Genomic DNA, 15826 nt, shown 5'->3' on the forward strand with positions numbered 1-15826 from the left:
ACGATCGGAGGTAACCCATCATGCAGTCCATTGATCTCGTCCAGGTCGTGGTGAGCGGCCTGGCCATGGGCAGCGTCTACACCCTGATGGGCATGGGGCTGTTCATCACCTTCCTTACCAGCCGGGCGCTGAATTTCGGCCAGGGCGACTTCCTGATGGTCGCCACCTTCGTCTCGATGGCGCTCGCTCTGGCGGGGATGCCGGCGATCCTGGGGATTGCGCTCACGCTCGTCGGGCTGGCCGGACTTGGTGCGGTTCTCGAGCGCGTCGCCGTGCGCCCGCTCGGCCAGGGCGGCGCCGGCGGTGCCGACAGCCTGGGCTGGGTTCTCACGACGATGGGCGTCGGCATGATCCTGCAGAACATCGTCACTCTCGTCTGGGGCAAGTCGAAGTTCTACTCGCCGCCCTTGTTCGGGAAGGGCGACAAGCAGATCGTCGAGATCCTGGGCGCCGGCGTCTTCCTCGAGGAGATACTGGTCGCCGGTTCCTGTCTCGTGGTCGTCGCCGTCCTGCTCTGGATCCTGTTCAGGACGCGCTGGGGCAATGCCATATCCGCCGTGGCCTTCGACAAGGACACCGCCTCGCTGCTGGCGATCGACGTCAAAAAGACCATCATGCTGTCCTACGTCATCATGGCCGTGCTGGCAGCCATATGCGGCATCCTGGTCGGGCCGATCGTCAGCGCCCAGGCGCACATGGGCCTGCTGTACGTGCTGAAGGGGTTTGCCGTCGTGTGCATCGGCGGCTTCGTCAATCCCGTCGGGATCCTCATAGCCGGCCTCGCGTTCGGGCTCGTGGAGGCGTTCAGCAACTACTTCGATTCGAGCCTGGGCGATCTCTACCCGTTCCTCATGGTCCTCGGCTTCCTCGTCGCGCGGCCTTCCGGCCTGTTCGGCGAAGGCCGCATGGACCTGAGATAGGCGAGGGGCCCATGCGCATCCGATATCTGTTTGCGGCGGCGCTGGTCGCCATCCTGCCGATGGTGGCACCGAACCAGTTCTATCTCCTGCTCGCGTCCGACATCGCCTATCTCGCCATTGCTGCTATCGGCCTCAACATCCTGATCGGCCTGTCCGGCCAGCTCTCGATCGGACAGGCCGGTTTCTACGCGGTCGGCGGCTACACCTCGGCGATCCTTGCCATGAAATACGGCATTCCACTGGCGTTGAGCGCGGCCTGCGGCCTGGTGGCGGGGCTGCTGGTCGGCGGCATCATGAGCCTGGTGGCGCTGCGCACGCGAACGCACTACCTGGCGATGGCGACGCTGGCCTTTGGATTCATCGTCGAGATCCTGGTCCAGCGCTGGGTCGACCTGACCGGCGGCTCCATGGGGCTCATCGGTGTCCCGCGGTTGAACTACGGCAGCGTCGCGGACGGGCCGACCTACTTCTTCTGGACCGTCGGCGCGGCCCTGGTGCTGTGCCAGATGTTCAGCGACTACATCATCCAGTCCGAATGGGGGCGCCGGCTGCTGGCCGTCAAGGAGAGCGAGAAGTTCGCTGCGACGATCGGCATTCACGCTCCGCTGTGGCGCGCCGCGACCTTCACGTTCGCTGCCGTTCTCGCCTCCCTGTCCGGCATCTTCTTCGTCCACCAGTCTGGTTACATCAGCAGCGACGCCTTCGGTCTGGACCGTAGCATCCAGTTCCTGATCGTCGTGGTGGTCGGAGGTCTCGGGCGCCCCTATGCCGCAGTGCTCGGGGCCGCGTTCATCGTCGTCCTTAATCAGGCGACGGCCAGCCTCTACGAGGTGTCGTACTTGATCTTCGGCGTGATCTTCCTCGGCGTCATGCTGTTCTTCCCGACCGGCATTTCCGGATTGCTGGAAGCGACGGGGCGCCGGTTTGTCCGTCAGCCGCGCGAGGAACAGGGAAGCGCCGCCACAATCGAGCCGTTCAACCGGCGGGGCATCGATGCTGAGTTCGCGCTCGGGCTGGAGGGCGTGGTCAAGTCGTATGCCGGCGTCAAGGCGGTCGACGATGCCAGCCTGCTGGTCCGGACGGGAACCATCCACGCGCTGATCGGGCCGAATGGCGCCGGCAAGAGCACGCTGATCAACGTGATCAGCGGACTCTATTTGGCAGAACGCGGGACGATCCGGCTGTTCGGCCAGGACGTCAGCCGAAGCCCCGCACACATGCGGGCACGCATGGGCATGGCGCGCACGTTCCAGAATCTCCAGTTGATCAGCGGGATTCCTGTCCTCGAGAACGTGATGCTCGGTCTGCACAGGCACAAGGGCATGATGGCCGGTTTCCTGGACTGGCTGATGAGCGGCAGGCTGGAGGCGCAGCAGCGGGCGATTGCGCTTGGCATCCTGGCCTTCTTCGGGGTCGAAAAGTTCGCGAAGGCCAGGGTCGGCGATCTGTCCTACGGCCACAGGAAGCTCGTCGAGATGGCGCGAGCCGTTGCGCAGCAGCCCGTGCTCATGCTGCTCGACGAGCCCATCGCCGGCCTCAACGAGGAGGAGGCCAAGGAGGTCGCCAAGGCGATCCGCCAGCTCCGGCAGCGTGGGATGACGGTGGTGCTGGTCGAGCACAACATGCCGTTCGTGATGGGCATCAGCGATCGGGTCACGGTGCTCAACTACGGGCGGATCATCGGAGAGGGGACGCCGGCCGAAATCCAGAACGACGCCGCCGTGATCAGCGCCTATCTCGGCGCGGCAGCGATCGATGGCGAGCCGGTTGCGGCGGAGGCGCGCGCATGATCGAGATCAGCGGCGTCGCGACACGGATCGGCAAGCTGCAGATCCTCTCGAATATAACTCTCGGCGTGCCCGCCGGGAAACTGGTCAGCATCGTCGGGGCAAACGGCGCGGGAAAGACGACCCTGCTGCGAACCATCTCGAGGTTGCTGCCCGTCGCGGCCGGCAGCGTCCGGTTCGAGGGGCACGATCTTGCAGCCCTGCAGCCCCAGCGGGTCGCCGAGCTTGGACTTGTCCACGTGCCGCAAGGGCGCCAGATCGTGCCCAACCTCACGGTCGAGGACAATCTTCTCATCGGCGCCCGGCATGTGCGATCGCTGTCGGCCGCGGTGATCGCACAGAGGCTCGCGCTCGAGTACCAGCGCTTCCCGGTCCTCTCCGAGCGGCGCCACGTGGCGGGCAGCTCTCTGTCCGGCGGAGAGCAGCAGATGCTGGCCATCTCGCGGGCCCTGATGATGAAGCCGAAGGCCCTGATGCTGGACGAGCCGTCGCTCGGCCTCGCGCCGCGCATCGTCGCTCTGATCATGGAGACCCTGCAGGCCCTGCGCGATGGCGGGACGACAGTCCTGCTGGTCGAGCAGGCCGCCATGCTCGCGCTGGGCATCGCCGATTTCGGATACGTGATGAAGAACGGCCGCGTTGCAATGTCGGGCGCCGCCCGCGACCTGCTGGCCGATCGCATGCTCGTTCAATCCTATCTCAGCTGAGGAAGAGGTTTGGCAATGGCTATGGATGTCTACGTCGTCGGCGTCGGAATGACGAAGTTCGGAAGGTATCTCGACAAGTCGGTGAAGGACCTGACGGGGGAAGCGACGCTCGAGGCGCTGCGCGACGCGGGGATCACCCAGAAGGACGTCGGAGCGGCATTCTTCGCCAACACGTCGCAGGGCTACATCGAAGGCCAGCACATGGTCAGAGGCCAGATCGCGCTGCGCGAGATCGGCTTCGAGGAGACTCCGGTCAGCAACGTCGAGAATGCCTGTGCGAGCGCCACCACGGCGTTCCACCTGGCATTCACCAATCTTCGCGCCGGGATGTCCGACATCACCCTTGCAGTCGGCGTCGACAAGATGTCGACCAGCGACAAGCAGAAGGGCTTTTCGGTGTTCGACGGCGCATGGGACGTGACCACGGCCAACGAAACGGCCGCCATACTGGCCAAGCTCGGAGTGGGCGTCGAACCGCCGCTCGGCCGCGGGCACGGGCCCAATACCCGAAGCCTGTTCATGGATGTCTATGCCTCGCTCAGCAAGTACCACATGAAGCGCTTCGGTACGACGGAGCGCCACCTGGCGGCCGTCTCCGCAAAAAACCACTGGCATTCGACAATGAACCCGCTGGCGCAATACCAGCAGGACATGTCCATCGAGGAGGTCCTGGCGGCGCGGATGATCTCGTGGCCGCTGACCATCCCGATGTGTGCGCCCATCAGCGACGGTGCCGCCGCGGCGGTCCTGGCAACGGATGAGGGTATCGACCGGCTCGGTCTGGATCGAAGACGCGCCATCAGGATCCGGGCCTCGGTCCTTGCGGGAGGCACGAACCGGGATCCGGAGGCGCTGGAGCGGCAGATCGGCCACCTCGCTGCGTTGCGTGCCTACGAAATGGCGGGCCTGGGGCCGGAGGAGATGTCGGTCGCCGAGGTGCACGACGCCAGCGCCTTCGCCGAGATCCAACAGTCCGAGAATCTGGGCTTCTGCGAGTACGGTCAGGGCGGATGGATCGCGGAACGCGGCGAGACCCGGCTGGGCGGGCGCATTCCGATCAACACGTCGGGCGGGCTGGAGTCGAAGGGACATCCGATCGGCGCCACGGGCATCGGCCAGGTCCACGAACTCGTCACCCAGCTGCGCCGGGAGGCAGGCCCGCGCCAGGTCGAGGGCGCACGGTTCGCCATCGCCGAGAACGGCGGCGGATTCTACCGCTGCGAAGAGGCGCTGGTCTGCATGACCATACTCGGGAACTGACATGCTCGCCGCGAACATTGCCGGCTTCCTGCCGCAACTCGCCCGGATCCACGGGCACCGTCCGGCGGTGTCCGTGGGCACCGAGCCGTTCTGCAACTATGCGGCGCTCGCCGAACGGGTCGCCTGCCTCGCGGGAGCCTTGCGCAAAAGGTTGGGCCTGCAGGCGGGCGATCGCGTGGGCCTCGCGATGAAGAACGCCCCGCAGTACCTGGAGATCCTGCTGGCGTGCTGGCACGGCGGACTGTGCGCGGTGCCCATCAACGCAAAGCTCCATCAGCGTGAATTCGCCTACATCCTGCAGAACAGCGGCGCCCGGGTCTGCTTCGTCACGGACGATCTGGCGGAAACCGTTTCAGCGCTGCAAGACGAGGTCGAAGGACTGCGGCAGGTCATCTGCGTCGAGGAGGGCGAATACGAATCGCTGCTCCGCGGCGAGAGCCTGCCGCTGCAGGCGACGCTGATCGACGAACCGGCGTGGATTTTCTACACGAGCGGCACGACGGGACGCCCGAAGGGAGCGACGCTGTCGCATCGCAACCTTCTAGGCATGGCATTGCGCTACTATGCCGACATCGATCCGGTGTCCGAGGCCGATTGCTATCTTCACGCAGCGCCTCTGTCGCATGGCGGCGGCCTCTACGGCCTGCCGCACCTTTTCAAGGCCTCGCATCAGGTCATTCCGGATAGCCGCGGCTTCGATGCGGCGGAGATCTTCGATCTGCTGGAGATCTACAAGAACGTCACTTTCTTCGCGGCGCCGACGATGTTGACTCGTCTGACCGGCCATCGCCGGGCGGGGACGGCACCGGTCGATGCCATCAAGACCATCTACTCTGGCGGCGCTCCGATGTACCTGGAGGATATGAAGCGTGCGCTGGCGACCTTCGGGCCGCGCTTCTACCAGATATTCGGTCAGGGGGAGTCGCCCATGACCGGCACTGGCCTCAGCAAGGCATTCCACGCTGATTCCGCGCACCCGCGCTTCGAGCAGCGCCTCGCCAGCACCGGCGTGCCGAGAACCGGCGTCGACGTTCGCGTCGTCGATGATGGTGATCGCGACGTGTCTGTCGGCGAGCTGGGCGAGGTGCTCTTCCGTAGCGACGTTTCGATGCGCGGATACTGGAACGATCCGGAAGCGACGGCGAGCACGCTGCGGGGCGGCTGGCTGCATACGGGCGACATCGGCTGCTTCGACGAGGATGGATTCCTCACGCTCAAGGATCGATCGAAGGACATGATCATCAGCGGCGGGACCAACATCTATCCGCGCGAGATCGAGGAGGTCCTGCTGACCGACCGCCGCGTACTGGAAGTGTCGGTCGTCGGGCGGCGGCACGAAGACTGGGGCGAGGAGGTCGTCGCCTTCGTGGTCGCGCATGGTGGACAGGCGATCCGCGGCGAGGAGCTCGACGCGCTCTGTCTGCAGAACATCGCGCGCTTCAAGAGACCCAAGGCCTACTTCTTCGTCGAGGAGCTGCCGAAGAACAACTACGGCAAGGTTCTGAAGACGGAGCTTCGCCTCAAGCTGGCCGGACAGCAGGCCTATTAGATCGCAGCCAGGCGGCTGGCGATAGCCCGAGCAGGAGGACGTAATGCACAAGCGCGTACTTGGAAGCAGCGGGATCGAGGTTTCGGCCGTCGGGCTCGGATGCATGGGGATGTCGGAATTCTACGGTCCCAGCGAAGACTCGGTCTCCCTGGCTACGCTCGAATTCGCGTTGGCGTCGGGCGTGACGCTGTACGACTCGGCCGATACATATGGCGTGGGCCACAACGAGGAATTGCTGGGCCGATTCATCCGGGGCAAGCGGGATCGCGTGGTCGTGGCGACGAAATGCGGCATCGTGAGGGAAAAGGGGAAGTACGAACGTCGTATCGACACGTCCCCCGCCTACATCAGGTCGGCCTGCGAGGCATCGCTGAAGAGGCTCGGCACCGATACGATCGATCTCTACTACCTTCATCGACTGAGCGCCGATGTCGCCATCGAGGAGTCGGTCGGCGCGCTGGCCGACCTCGTGAAGGCGGGCAAGATCCGGAGCATCGGTCTCTGCGAGGTCTCGGCGAAGACGCTGGCGCGCGCCCACGCGGTTCATCCGGTCCCGGCGGTGCAGAGCGAGTACTCGCTGTGGACGCGCGATCCGGAGGCGGAGATCCTGCCTGCCTGCCGGGTAAGGAATGTCGCCTTCGTCGCCTACAGCCCTCTCGGCAGGGGCTTCCTGACCGGCCGGATCACCAGTACGGAAGGGTTGGCCGACAACGATTTCCGGCGGTCCAACCCGCGTTTCCAGGCCGAGAACATCGTCTGCAACGCACGCCTCTTGGAGGCGGTGAGCGGCGTCGCCGACCGGCATGGCTGCAAGACCGGCCAAGTCGCCCTGGCGTGGCTGCTTGCACAGGGCAAGGATATCATTCCCATTCCCGGTACACGGCGGCAGAGTTATCTGGCGGAGAATGTCGGTAGCGCCGAGATCTTGCTGGATACCGACGACCTCGGGCTTCTCGACGGTGCTTTCCGTCCCGAAGCGATCAGCGGCGAGCGCTACACGCCGGAAGGGATGAAGGGCGTCAATGCGTAAGGCGGTGGCCGGGCGGCACGGGCACCTTGTACGGTGGTGAAGTCGACGCGGGAGCGGAAGGAGAACGCAAGGAAAATGGCGAACTGGGGGAATGCCGTCCTGACGCCGTTCGAGTTGCGCGGGCAGAAGCGCGAGGCGCTCTTGAGGCAGGCGGCCCTGGAGTTCCGCAAGCGCGGCTATCATGCCACTTCGATGGATGATATCGCAGCAGCGCTCGGAGTGACCAAGGGCGCGCTGTACCGCTACGTGAAGGGCAAGGATGAGGTGCTGCATCACTGCTTCAAGCAGTCCGAGAAGATCGCCAGGGCGGCGATCGAGCGCGCCCTTGCCGGCGGCGGAACCGGGGCCGAGCAGCTCCGCGTCTTCGTCACGGAGTTCGTGCGCGAGTACCTGGACAGCAACTTCGCGGGCGGGGCGATGATTGAAATCGACGCGCTGCTGCCTCATCAACGGGAGGATGTGGTTGCCGGGCGCGATGGCATAGACAAGGCGCTGAAGGAGATGGTCCGGAAGGGCGTCGCGGATGGCAGCATTAGCGACGGCAACAGAAAGTTCATGATCCTTGCGCTGATGGGCTCCATCAACTGGATGCCGAACTGGTATTCGCCGAGAGGTGAACTCAGCAGCCGGGAGATCGCGGAGGAAACGGCAAACATCTTCCTTAACGGCATGCGCCCTCGCGCCGACGGCGAAACACCTACGGTCAACGTGGCGCGCTCGCGCAACCATAAGATGAAAGCACGAAGCAACATATGAATCACCACTACTGCGTACCATCTCTTCAACTGAAGCTAGCTTGCCACTGATACACTCACCACAAAAAGTGGCGAATACCTCTGACAAACCAACTCAGTACAACAAGGCGATCCTGTCCTTGCTCAAAAAGCCCATCCGGCCAAAGAACCGGGTTGCCAACACAGACTTCCGCTGACGATCCTCGACTAGGACAATAGAGCATTGTCCGCTGCTGTGATCTGAGCACCATGCAAGGGCTATGGGCGCTCTGGCATCCGAGCGACGCAATTGCGGACCGCGACGATCCTCAACGCCGAAGCGGGTGTGCCGGGCCGATCACCGCAACTAAGCGGCCCCAACGGCACGATGGGGCCGTAAAAAAGATTGCGCGTGCGGGGGATTACCTCTCACCCCTCCGAATTGCACGCCAGGCCCGCCGCGTGGGCGCTCCGCATGATCCTGCTCTTGTACTGACGAAGAATGACGGCCTGATCTTTCGTTGCCATGTCCGCGACCAAGATCCTCTGGGGACAGATCACCCTCGTATTCGCCATCGTGCTCGTCACCCTGTGGGGGGCGACGCAATGGACGGGTTGGCGACTAGGCTATCAGCCGCAGCTCGGGCCGCCCTGGTTCGAGTTCGCCGGCGTTCCGGTCTACCTCCCACCGGCCTTCTTCTGGTGGTGGTACGCCTATGACGCCTATGCGCCCTCCATCTTCGTCGAAGGCGCCTGCATCGCGGCCTCGGGAGGATTGATCTCGATCGCGGTGGCGATCGGCATGTCGGTCTGGCGGGCCCGCGAAGCCAAGAACGTGGCCACCTATGGCTCGGCGCGCTGGGCGACGATGCGCGAGGCACGCAATGCGGGGCTATTGGGTCTCGATGGGGTCGTCCTCGGAAAGCTGGGGGCCGACTACCTGCGCCATGACGGGCCTGAGCACGTCCTGTGCTTTGCCCCGACGCGAAGCGGAAAGGGCGTCGGCCTGGTCGTGCCGACCTTGCTGACCTGGCCGGGCAGCTCGATCGTACACGACATCAAGGGCGAGAACTGGGAGCTGACCTCGGGCTTTCGGTCACGGCATGGGCGCGTGCTGCTGTTCGACCCGACCAATGCGGAATCGGCGGCTTACAATCCGCTGCTGGAAGTTCGCCGCGGAGAATGGGAAGTGCGCGACGTCCAGAATATCGCCGACGTCCTGGTCGATCCCGAAGGCGCATTGGAGCGACGGAACCATTGGGAGAAGACCAGTCATGCCCTGCTGGTCGGCGCGATCCTGCATGTCCTGTATGCCGAGCCGAACAAGACGCTGGCCGGCGTCGCGGCCTTCCTGTCCGATCCGAAGCGGCCGATGGAGACGACCCTCCGGGCGATGATGACGATGCCGCACCTCGGCGAGGCGGGTGTTCATCCGGTGATCGCGTCGGCCGCCCGGGAACTGCTGAACAAGAGCGAGAACGAACGCTCGGGCGTGCTCTCGACCGCCATGTCGTTCCTCGGCCTGTACCGGGATCCAGTGGTGGCCCAGGTGACCCGCCGCTGCGATTGGCGCATCCGCGATCTCGTCGAGGACGAACGGCCGACAACCCTTTACCTCGTCGTGCCGCCCTCCGACATCAGTCGGACCAAACCACTGGTGCGGCTCGTGCTGAACCAGATCGGCCGCCGGCTGACCGAGGAACTCCATGCCAAGGGCCGGCGCCACAGGCTGCTGCTCATGCTCGACGAGTTCCCCGCATTGGGTCGCCTCGACTTCTTCGAATCCGCGCTCGCCTTCATGGCCGGATACGGGCTGAAGAGCTTCCTCATCGCCCAGTCACTCAACCAGATCGAGAAGGCCTATGGGCCGAACAATGCCATTCTCGACAACTGCCATGTGCGCGTCTCCTTCGCCACGAACGACGAGCGCACCGCCAAGCGCGTCTCGGATGCGCTCGGCACCGCGACCGAGATTCGCGATGCGAGGAACTATGCCGGCCATAGGCTGAGCCCCTGGCTCGGCCATCTCATGGTCTCGCGGCAGGAGACGGCGCGACCGCTGCTGACGCCTGGCGAAGTCATGCAACTGCCGGCCACCGACGAATTGGTGATGGTCTCCGGCTGCCCGCCGATCCGGGCCAGGAAGGCACGGTATTACGAGGACCGGCGGCTGACGGAGCGTCTGTTTCCGGTACCGAAGCCGGAAAGGCCGAAGGTAACCAGCACGGCGGGAGATGACTGGAGCGGCACGCCCGCTCCGACGAGCCGGGGCGGGAGCGAGGGAGTGGCAGGCTTCCATGCGGTGCATCCCGTCGATGATCCCGCTAACGGCGGAATCCGCCGAGAGCCGGAGCTCGCCGAGCATGAAGACATCGCACCCGAGCCAGCGAAGCCCTCACCGGAGTTTGAGTTTGGCGAGGATGAGCCCGACGAGGACGCCGTGCGCGCTCGCGCGTTGCGTGCCGCTGGCCGAGGTCTCGCCCGCCAGGCCGCATTGGATCCCGGCGACGGCATCGACCTCTGAGCCGATGGATGCGGACAAAGCATACTTTCCGATTGCCGCCCGACCTGGCGATCAAGCTCGCCGACTATGCGCTGCGCAAGCGCGTGCCCCAGGCGCTCATCGTGGAAACTGCGCTCGCATCCTTCCTGTCACCGGACGGCTCCGAAAGGCTGGAAGGAGCGCTCGGCCGCCGGTTGGACCGGCTCATCCGACAGGTCGAACGGCTGGAGCGCCACGTCACCATCTCCAGCGAAGCGTTGGCGCTCTTTGTACGCTTCTGGCTGACGGCGACTCCGCCTTTGCCGGATACCGCGCAGCCGGCCGCACAGGCCAAGGGCCGGGAACGCTATGAGGGGTATGTTGAGGCGCTCGGCCGCCGCCTGGCAAAAGGCCAGACCCTGGCCGACGAGATCTCCCAGGACCTCGCGCCGGTAGATGAAGCCGCGGATGAGGGAAGCCATCGGTCCTGAGGCCGGACCGCCGTCCGCCTGCCTTTGTACGCCAGGGCACTACGACCTCCTCGGCCTTGTTGCGTCACCCCGTGTCCTGCTCTTTCTAATCGATCCCATTCCACGACCGCTGCTCGGACGGTCCTGCAATCGGGGTGACGATGACGGTCCATTCCTTCCAGGCTGAGGTGATCTCCCGCGGCGCGCGCATGCTGCGCACCGCCTTGGGTCCCGCCATCGCCGCGTGGCTCGAGGATCCGTCTGTCGTCGAGGTGATGCTGAACCCGGACGGACGGCTCTGGATCGACCGGCTGTCGAGTGGGCTGGTCGAGACGGAGGAGCGCCTCGCCGCCGCCGAGGGCGAGCGCATCGTGCGGCTCGTGGCCCATCATGTCGGTGCCGAGGTCCATCCGGGCAGCCCGCGCGTGTCAGCGGAGCTGCCCGAGACGGGAGAGCGCTTCGAGGGATTGCTGCCGCCCGTCGTCGTCGCACCCACCTTCGCGATCCGCAAGCCGGCGGTCGCCGTCTTCACCCTCGAGGACTACGCCGCGACGGGCATCATGACGGTTGGCCAGGCCGAGGTGCTCCGGCAGGCCGTTGCCGAACGCCGCAACATCCTCGTGGCCGGCGGAACCTCGACCGGCAAGACGACGCTTGCCAACGCGCTCCTGGCCGAGGTCGCCAAGACCTCGGATCGGGTGGTGCTGATCGAGGATACGCGCGAGCTGCAGTGCCGTGCCGCCAACCTGGTCGCGTTGCGCACGAAGGACGGCGTGGCGTCGTTGTCCGATCTGGTGCGCTCGTCGCTCCGGCTGCGGCCCGATCGCATCCCGATCGGCGAGGTACGAGGCGCCGAAGCCCTCGATCTCCTAAAAGCCTGGGGCACCGGTCATCCGGGTGGCATCGGCACCGTCCATGCCGGCACGGCCATCGGTGCGCTGCGGCGCTTAGAACAGCTCATCCAGGAAGCCGTCGTCACCGTGCCGCGCGCCCTGATAGCCGAGACGATCGACCTGATCGCCGTGTTGTCGGGCCGCGGTGTCGCGCGCCGGCTGACCGAGCTCGCCGACGTAAAAGGTCTCGGCGCCGACTCGGACTACGCACTCTCACCCGCAGGAGAACGTCAATGATCCGCTTCGCGATACGGCGCGCCGTCACGGCGACCGCCATTCTGACACCGATACCGCTGGCCTTCTCGTCGGCGGCCTACGCGGCGGGTTCCAGTATGCCGTGGGAGCAGCCACTGCAGCAGGTCCTGCAATCGGTTGAAGGCCCGGTGGCCAAGATCGTTGCCGTGATCATCATCATTGTCACGGGCCTCACCCTGGCCTTCGGCGACACCTCCGGCGGTTTTAGGCGCCTGATCCAGATCGTGTTCGGCATCTCGATCGCCTTTGCCGCCTCGAGCTTCTTCCTGTCGTTCTTCTCCTTCGGTGGCGGGGTCCTCGTCTGATGATCGAATCCGTCCCCGGCTTCGTCGTGCCGCTGCACCGCGCCTTGACCGAGCCGATCCTGCTGGGCGGCGCGCCGCGAGCGGTCGCGATCCTCAACGGCACGCTGGCGGCTGCCGTCAGCCTTGGCCTGCGCCTTTGGATCGCGGGTCTGCTGCTCTGGCTCATCGGCCACGGTTTGGCCGTCTGGGCGGCTAAGCGCGACCCGCTCTTCGTTGACGTGGTGCGCCGCCATCTGCGCATCCCCGGTCGGCTCGGCGTGTGAGGGCCATCGCATGATGAACCTCGCGGAATACCGCAACTCGGCCACGCGTCTCGCCGACTTCCTGCCGTGGGCGGCGCTCGTTGCCTCGGGGCTCGTCCTCAACAAGGACGGATCCTTCCAGCGGACGGCGCATTTCCGGGGACCCGATCTCGACTCAGCTGTTCCCTCCGAACTCGTCGGTGTCGCCGGGCGTCTCAACAATGCGCTGCGCCGGCTTGGCTCCGGCTGGGCGATTTTTGTCGAAGCGCAGCGGCTGCCGTCCAGCACCTATCCGGCGAACAGTTTTCCGGAGGCGGCCTCCGCGCTGGTCGATGCCGAGCGCAAGGCGGCGTTCGAGGAGGAGGGGGCTCACTATGAGTCGGCCTACTTCCTCACCTTCCTCTATCTGCCGCCGGCCTGGGAGTCCGCCGGCGCCGAGCGCTTCCTGTACGAAGGCCGGTCGCGCACCGAAGGTGCCGACGCGCACGAGATCCTGGCGAGCTTCATCGATCGGACGGATCGTGTCCTGAAACCCCTCGAAGGTTTTATGCCCGAGAGCCGCTGGCTCGACGATGCCGAGACCCTGACCTATCTCCATTCCTGCATCTCGACCCGCCGCCAGCGCGTGCGCGTGCCGGAGGTCCCCATGTATCTCGATGCCCTGCTGGCGGATCAGCCGCTGGCAGGCGGCCTCGAGCCGAAGCTTGGGGACACGCATCTGCGGGTGCTCACGATCGTGGGCTTTCCGGCGGCGACCACACCGGGGATTCTGGACGAACTGAACCGGCTGGCCTTTGCCTATCGCTGGTCCACCCGGGCCATCATGCTCGACAAGACCGACGCGACCAGGCTCCTGACCCGGATCCGCCGGCAGTGGTTCGCCAAGAGGAAGTCGATCGCCGCCATCCTCAAGGAGGTGATGACCAACGAGGCGTCGACGCTCCTCGATACGGACGCTCACAACAAAGCGATCGACGCCGATGCCGCCCTCCAGGAGCTGGGCTCCGACGCGGTCGGCGCGGCCTATTGCACGGTGACGGTCACGGTATGGGATGAAGACCCACGCACCGCCGACGAGAGGCTGCGCCTCGTCGAGAAGGTGATCCAGGGTCGCGACTTCACCTGCATGGTGGAGACGGTCAATGCCGTCGACGCCTGGTTCGGCTCCCTGCCGGGACACGTCTACGCCAATGTGCGCCAGCCACCGGTCTCGACGCTCAATCTCGCACACATGATCCCGCTCTCCGCGGTCTGGGCGGGGCCGGCGCGGGACGAGCATCTGGAAGGGCCGCCGCTTTTCTTCGGCCGGACCGAGGGTGCGACGCCATTCCGCTTTTCCCTTCATGTGGGGGATGTCGGCCACACACTCGTGGTCGGCCCGACCGGCGCCGGCAAGTCCGTGCTGCTGGCGCTGATGGCGTTGCAGTTTCGACGCTATGCCAAGGCACAGGTCTTCGCCTTCGACTTCGGCGGCTCGATCCGCGCGGCTGCGCTCGCCATGGGCGGTGATTGGCACGATCTGGGTGGCGCGCTCACCGAAGATGCCGACGCGCCCGTCGCCCTCCAGCCGCTCGCGCTCATCGACGACATCGCCGAACGCGGCTGGGCAGCGGAGTGGATCTCGGCTCTCCTGGCGCGCGAGAAGATCGCCATCACCCCTGAGGTGAAGGATCATCTCTGGTCGGCGCTGGGTTCGCTGGCCTCGGCTCCGCTCGGTGAGCGCACGCTGACAGGCTTCTCGGTGCTGCTGCAGTCGACGGCGCTCAAGCGGGCGATGCAGCCGTATTGCCTGGGCGGCTCCTTTGGGCGCCTGCTCGACGCCGAGGCCGAACGGCTGGGCGACGGCGCCGTCCAGGTATTCGAGACGGAAGGCCTGATCGGCACTGGGGCGGCCTCCGCAGTCCTCGCTTATCTCTTTCATCGCATCGAAGCCCGGCTCGACGGGCGGCCGACTCTCCTCATCGTCGACGAAGGCTGGCTTGCCCTCGACGACGAGGGCTTCGCCGGCCAGCTCCGCGAATGGCTGAAAACCTTGCGCAAGAAGAACGCGTCGGTCGTCTTCGCCACGCAGTCGCTGTCGGACATCGATGGCTCCGCCGTCGCGCCGGCCATCATCGAGAGCTGCCCGACCCGTCTCTTCCTGCCGAACGAGCGGGCGATCGAGCCGCAGATCACCGCCATCTATCGCCGCTTCGGTCTCAACGACCGGCAGATCGAGATCCTCGCACGAGCGACGCCCAAGCGTGACTACTACTGCCAGTCCCGCCGCGGCAACCGCCTGTTCGAGCTCGGCCTCGGCGAGGTAGCGCTCGCCTTGACGGCGGCCTCGTCGAAGTCCGATCAGGCCCTGATCGAACGCATTCTCGCCGAGCACGGTCGCGAGGGCTTCCTCGCCGGCTGGCTTCCAGCCCGCGGCGCTGCCTGGGCCGCAGGCCTCATCCCCGACCTCAACACAGGAGAATCGTCATGATTTCTGTCCGTCGTTTCGGTGTGCTGATTGCGACCACCGTCGTCATCGCGAGCAGTGCGCTGCCGGCTGCCGCTCAGATGACGGTCTTCGATCCCAGCAACTATTCGCAAAACCTGCTCACGGCCGCACGTACCCTGCAGCAGGTCAACAACCAGATCCTGTCGCTGCAGAACGAAGCCCAGATGCTGATCAACCAGGCGCGTCATCTCACGAGCCTGCCGTACTCCTCGCTGCAGCAGCTGCAGCAGTCCATCGGACGGACCCGGCAACTGCTCGGCCAGGCGCAGAACATCGCCTATGACGTCCAGCAGATCGATCAGGCGTTCTCGACGACCTATGCGCCGGCGTCAGCGAACCAGTCGGATTACGCGCTGATCGCCAATGCGCAGGCGCGCTGGCACAACTCGGTGGCGGGCCTGCAGGACGCCCTGCGCATCCAGGCGACGGTGGTCGGCAATCTCGACACCAATCGCGCCGAGATGTCCGCGCTCGTGGGCGCGAGCCAGGGCGCAGCCGGGGCGTTGGAGGCGGCCCAGGCCGGCAATCAGCTTCTTGCGCTCCAAACGCAGCAGCTCGCCGACCTGACGGCGGCCGTCGCCGCGCAAGGTCGGGCCCAGAGCCTCGAAGCGGCCGCGCGGGTCGCCGCGCAGGATCAGGCGCGGGAGCAACTCCGGCGCTTCCTCACGCCCAACCAAGGCTATCAGCCTTCGACCGTCCGCATGTTCCATGAGTGAGCCCGCCCT

At 65.5% G+C, this 15826-nt stretch carries 14 protein-coding genes; all 14 read left to right on the top strand.

Going from position 1 to position 15826, the window contains the following annotated elements; translation table 11 throughout:
• Window positions 1-20: 20 nt before the first annotated feature.
• Complete coding sequence (locus EPO50_RS30815) at window positions 21-920, top strand: branched-chain amino acid ABC transporter permease (RefSeq protein WP_296350830.1); 900 nt, start codon at window positions 21-23, stop codon at window positions 918-920.
• Between the two features lie 11 nt (window positions 921-931).
• Window positions 932-2710, top strand: coding sequence for a branched-chain amino acid ABC transporter ATP-binding protein/permease (locus tag EPO50_RS30820; protein WP_296350832.1), 1779 nt, complete (start codon window positions 932-934; stop codon window positions 2708-2710).
• On the top strand, window positions 2707-3414 hold the full coding sequence (locus EPO50_RS30825) for an ABC transporter ATP-binding protein (RefSeq protein WP_296350835.1): 708 nt from the start codon (window positions 2707-2709) through the stop codon (window positions 3412-3414). The genes EPO50_RS30820 and EPO50_RS30825 overlap by 4 nt, the downstream gene beginning before the upstream one ends.
• Before the next feature lie 21 nt (window positions 3415-3435).
• Entirely contained in the window at window positions 3436-4674 is a 1239-nt protein-coding gene (locus EPO50_RS30830; protein WP_296350837.1) for a thiolase family protein, read from the top strand.
• 1 nt (window position 4675) lies between these two features.
• Window positions 4676-6223 (top strand): AMP-binding protein, encoded by a 1548-nt coding sequence (locus EPO50_RS30835; RefSeq protein ID WP_296350839.1) that lies wholly within the window; start codon window positions 4676-4678, stop codon window positions 6221-6223.
• A gap of 43 nt (window positions 6224-6266) precedes the next feature.
• Window positions 6267-7253, top strand: a complete 987-nt coding sequence (locus EPO50_RS30840; protein WP_296350841.1) for an aldo/keto reductase — start codon at window positions 6267-6269, stop codon at window positions 7251-7253.
• A gap of 75 nt (window positions 7254-7328) precedes the next feature.
• A complete protein-coding gene (locus tag EPO50_RS30845) occupies window positions 7329-8009 on the top strand; it encodes a TetR/AcrR family transcriptional regulator (protein WP_296350844.1) in 681 nt (226 codons plus the stop codon).
• Between the two features lie 483 nt (window positions 8010-8492).
• Complete coding sequence (locus EPO50_RS30850) at window positions 8493-10490, top strand: conjugal transfer protein TraG (RefSeq protein ID WP_296350847.1); 1998 nt, start codon at window positions 8493-8495, stop codon at window positions 10488-10490.
• A gap of 8 nt (window positions 10491-10498) precedes the next feature.
• Window positions 10499-10939, top strand: coding sequence for a CopG family transcriptional regulator (locus EPO50_RS30855; protein ID WP_296350850.1), 441 nt, complete (start codon window positions 10499-10501; stop codon window positions 10937-10939).
• 140 nt (window positions 10940-11079) lie between these two features.
• On the top strand, window positions 11080-12048 hold the full coding sequence (gene trbB / locus EPO50_RS30860; protein WP_296350852.1) for a P-type conjugative transfer ATPase TrbB: 969 nt from the start codon (window positions 11080-11082) through the stop codon (window positions 12046-12048).
• Entirely contained in the window at window positions 12045-12371 is a 327-nt protein-coding gene (locus tag EPO50_RS30865) for a TrbC/VirB2 family protein (protein ID WP_296350855.1), read from the top strand. The genes trbB and EPO50_RS30865 overlap by 4 nt, the downstream gene beginning before the upstream one ends.
• Complete coding sequence (locus EPO50_RS30870) at window positions 12371-12634, top strand: VirB3 family type IV secretion system protein (RefSeq protein WP_296350857.1); 264 nt, start codon at window positions 12371-12373, stop codon at window positions 12632-12634. Before EPO50_RS30865 ends, EPO50_RS30870 begins: the two co-directional genes overlap by 1 nt.
• Window positions 12635-12644: 10 nt before the next feature.
• The gene (trbE, locus tag EPO50_RS30875; RefSeq protein WP_296350861.1) at window positions 12645-15083 is read left to right on the top strand and encodes a conjugal transfer protein TrbE; all 2439 of its coding nucleotides are present in this window, start codon (window positions 12645-12647) and stop codon (window positions 15081-15083) included.
• The gene (gene trbJ, locus EPO50_RS30880; RefSeq protein WP_296350863.1) at window positions 15080-15817 is read left to right on the top strand and encodes a P-type conjugative transfer protein TrbJ; all 738 of its coding nucleotides are present in this window, start codon (window positions 15080-15082) and stop codon (window positions 15815-15817) included. The genes trbE and trbJ overlap by 4 nt, the downstream gene beginning before the upstream one ends.
• Window positions 15818-15826: the final 9 nt, after the last annotated feature.

The organism is Reyranella sp. (genome assembly GCF_004297405.1).
GTDB lineage: Bacteria > Pseudomonadota > Alphaproteobacteria > Reyranellales > Reyranellaceae > Reyranella.

Bases quoted from the DNA above. Each gene is read 5' to 3' on its own strand.
- EPO50_RS30855 (WP_296350850.1), top strand. From the start codon at position 10,499: ATGCGGACAAAGCATACTTTCCGATTGCCGCCCGACCTGGCGATCAAG.
- EPO50_RS30835 (WP_296350839.1), top strand. From the start codon at position 4,676: ATGCTCGCCGCGAACATTGCCGGCTTCCTGCCGCAACTCGCCCGGATC.
- EPO50_RS30830 (WP_296350837.1), top strand. From the start codon at position 3,436: ATGGATGTCTACGTCGTCGGCGTCGGAATGACGAAGTTCGGAAGGTAT.
- EPO50_RS30815 (WP_296350830.1), top strand. From the start codon at position 21: ATGCAGTCCATTGATCTCGTCCAGGTCGTGGTGAGCGGCCTGGCCATG.
- EPO50_RS30865 (WP_296350855.1), top strand. From the start codon at position 12,045: ATGATCCGCTTCGCGATACGGCGCGCCGTCACGGCGACCGCCATTCTG.
- EPO50_RS30845 (WP_296350844.1), top strand. From the start codon at position 7,329: ATGGCGAACTGGGGGAATGCCGTCCTGACGCCGTTCGAGTTGCGCGGG.
- trbJ (WP_296350863.1), top strand. From the start codon at position 15,080: ATGATTTCTGTCCGTCGTTTCGGTGTGCTGATTGCGACCACCGTCGTC.
- trbB (WP_296350852.1), top strand. From the start codon at position 11,080: ATGACGGTCCATTCCTTCCAGGCTGAGGTGATCTCCCGCGGCGCGCGC.
- trbE (WP_296350861.1), top strand. From the start codon at position 12,645: ATGATGAACCTCGCGGAATACCGCAACTCGGCCACGCGTCTCGCCGAC.
- EPO50_RS30850 (WP_296350847.1), top strand. From the start codon at position 8,493: ATGTCCGCGACCAAGATCCTCTGGGGACAGATCACCCTCGTATTCGCC.
- EPO50_RS30825 (WP_296350835.1), top strand. From the start codon at position 2,707: ATGATCGAGATCAGCGGCGTCGCGACACGGATCGGCAAGCTGCAGATC.
- EPO50_RS30820 (WP_296350832.1), top strand. From the start codon at position 932: ATGCGCATCCGATATCTGTTTGCGGCGGCGCTGGTCGCCATCCTGCCG.
- EPO50_RS30870 (WP_296350857.1), top strand. From the start codon at position 12,371: ATGATCGAATCCGTCCCCGGCTTCGTCGTGCCGCTGCACCGCGCCTTG.
- EPO50_RS30840 (WP_296350841.1), top strand. From the start codon at position 6,267: ATGCACAAGCGCGTACTTGGAAGCAGCGGGATCGAGGTTTCGGCCGTC.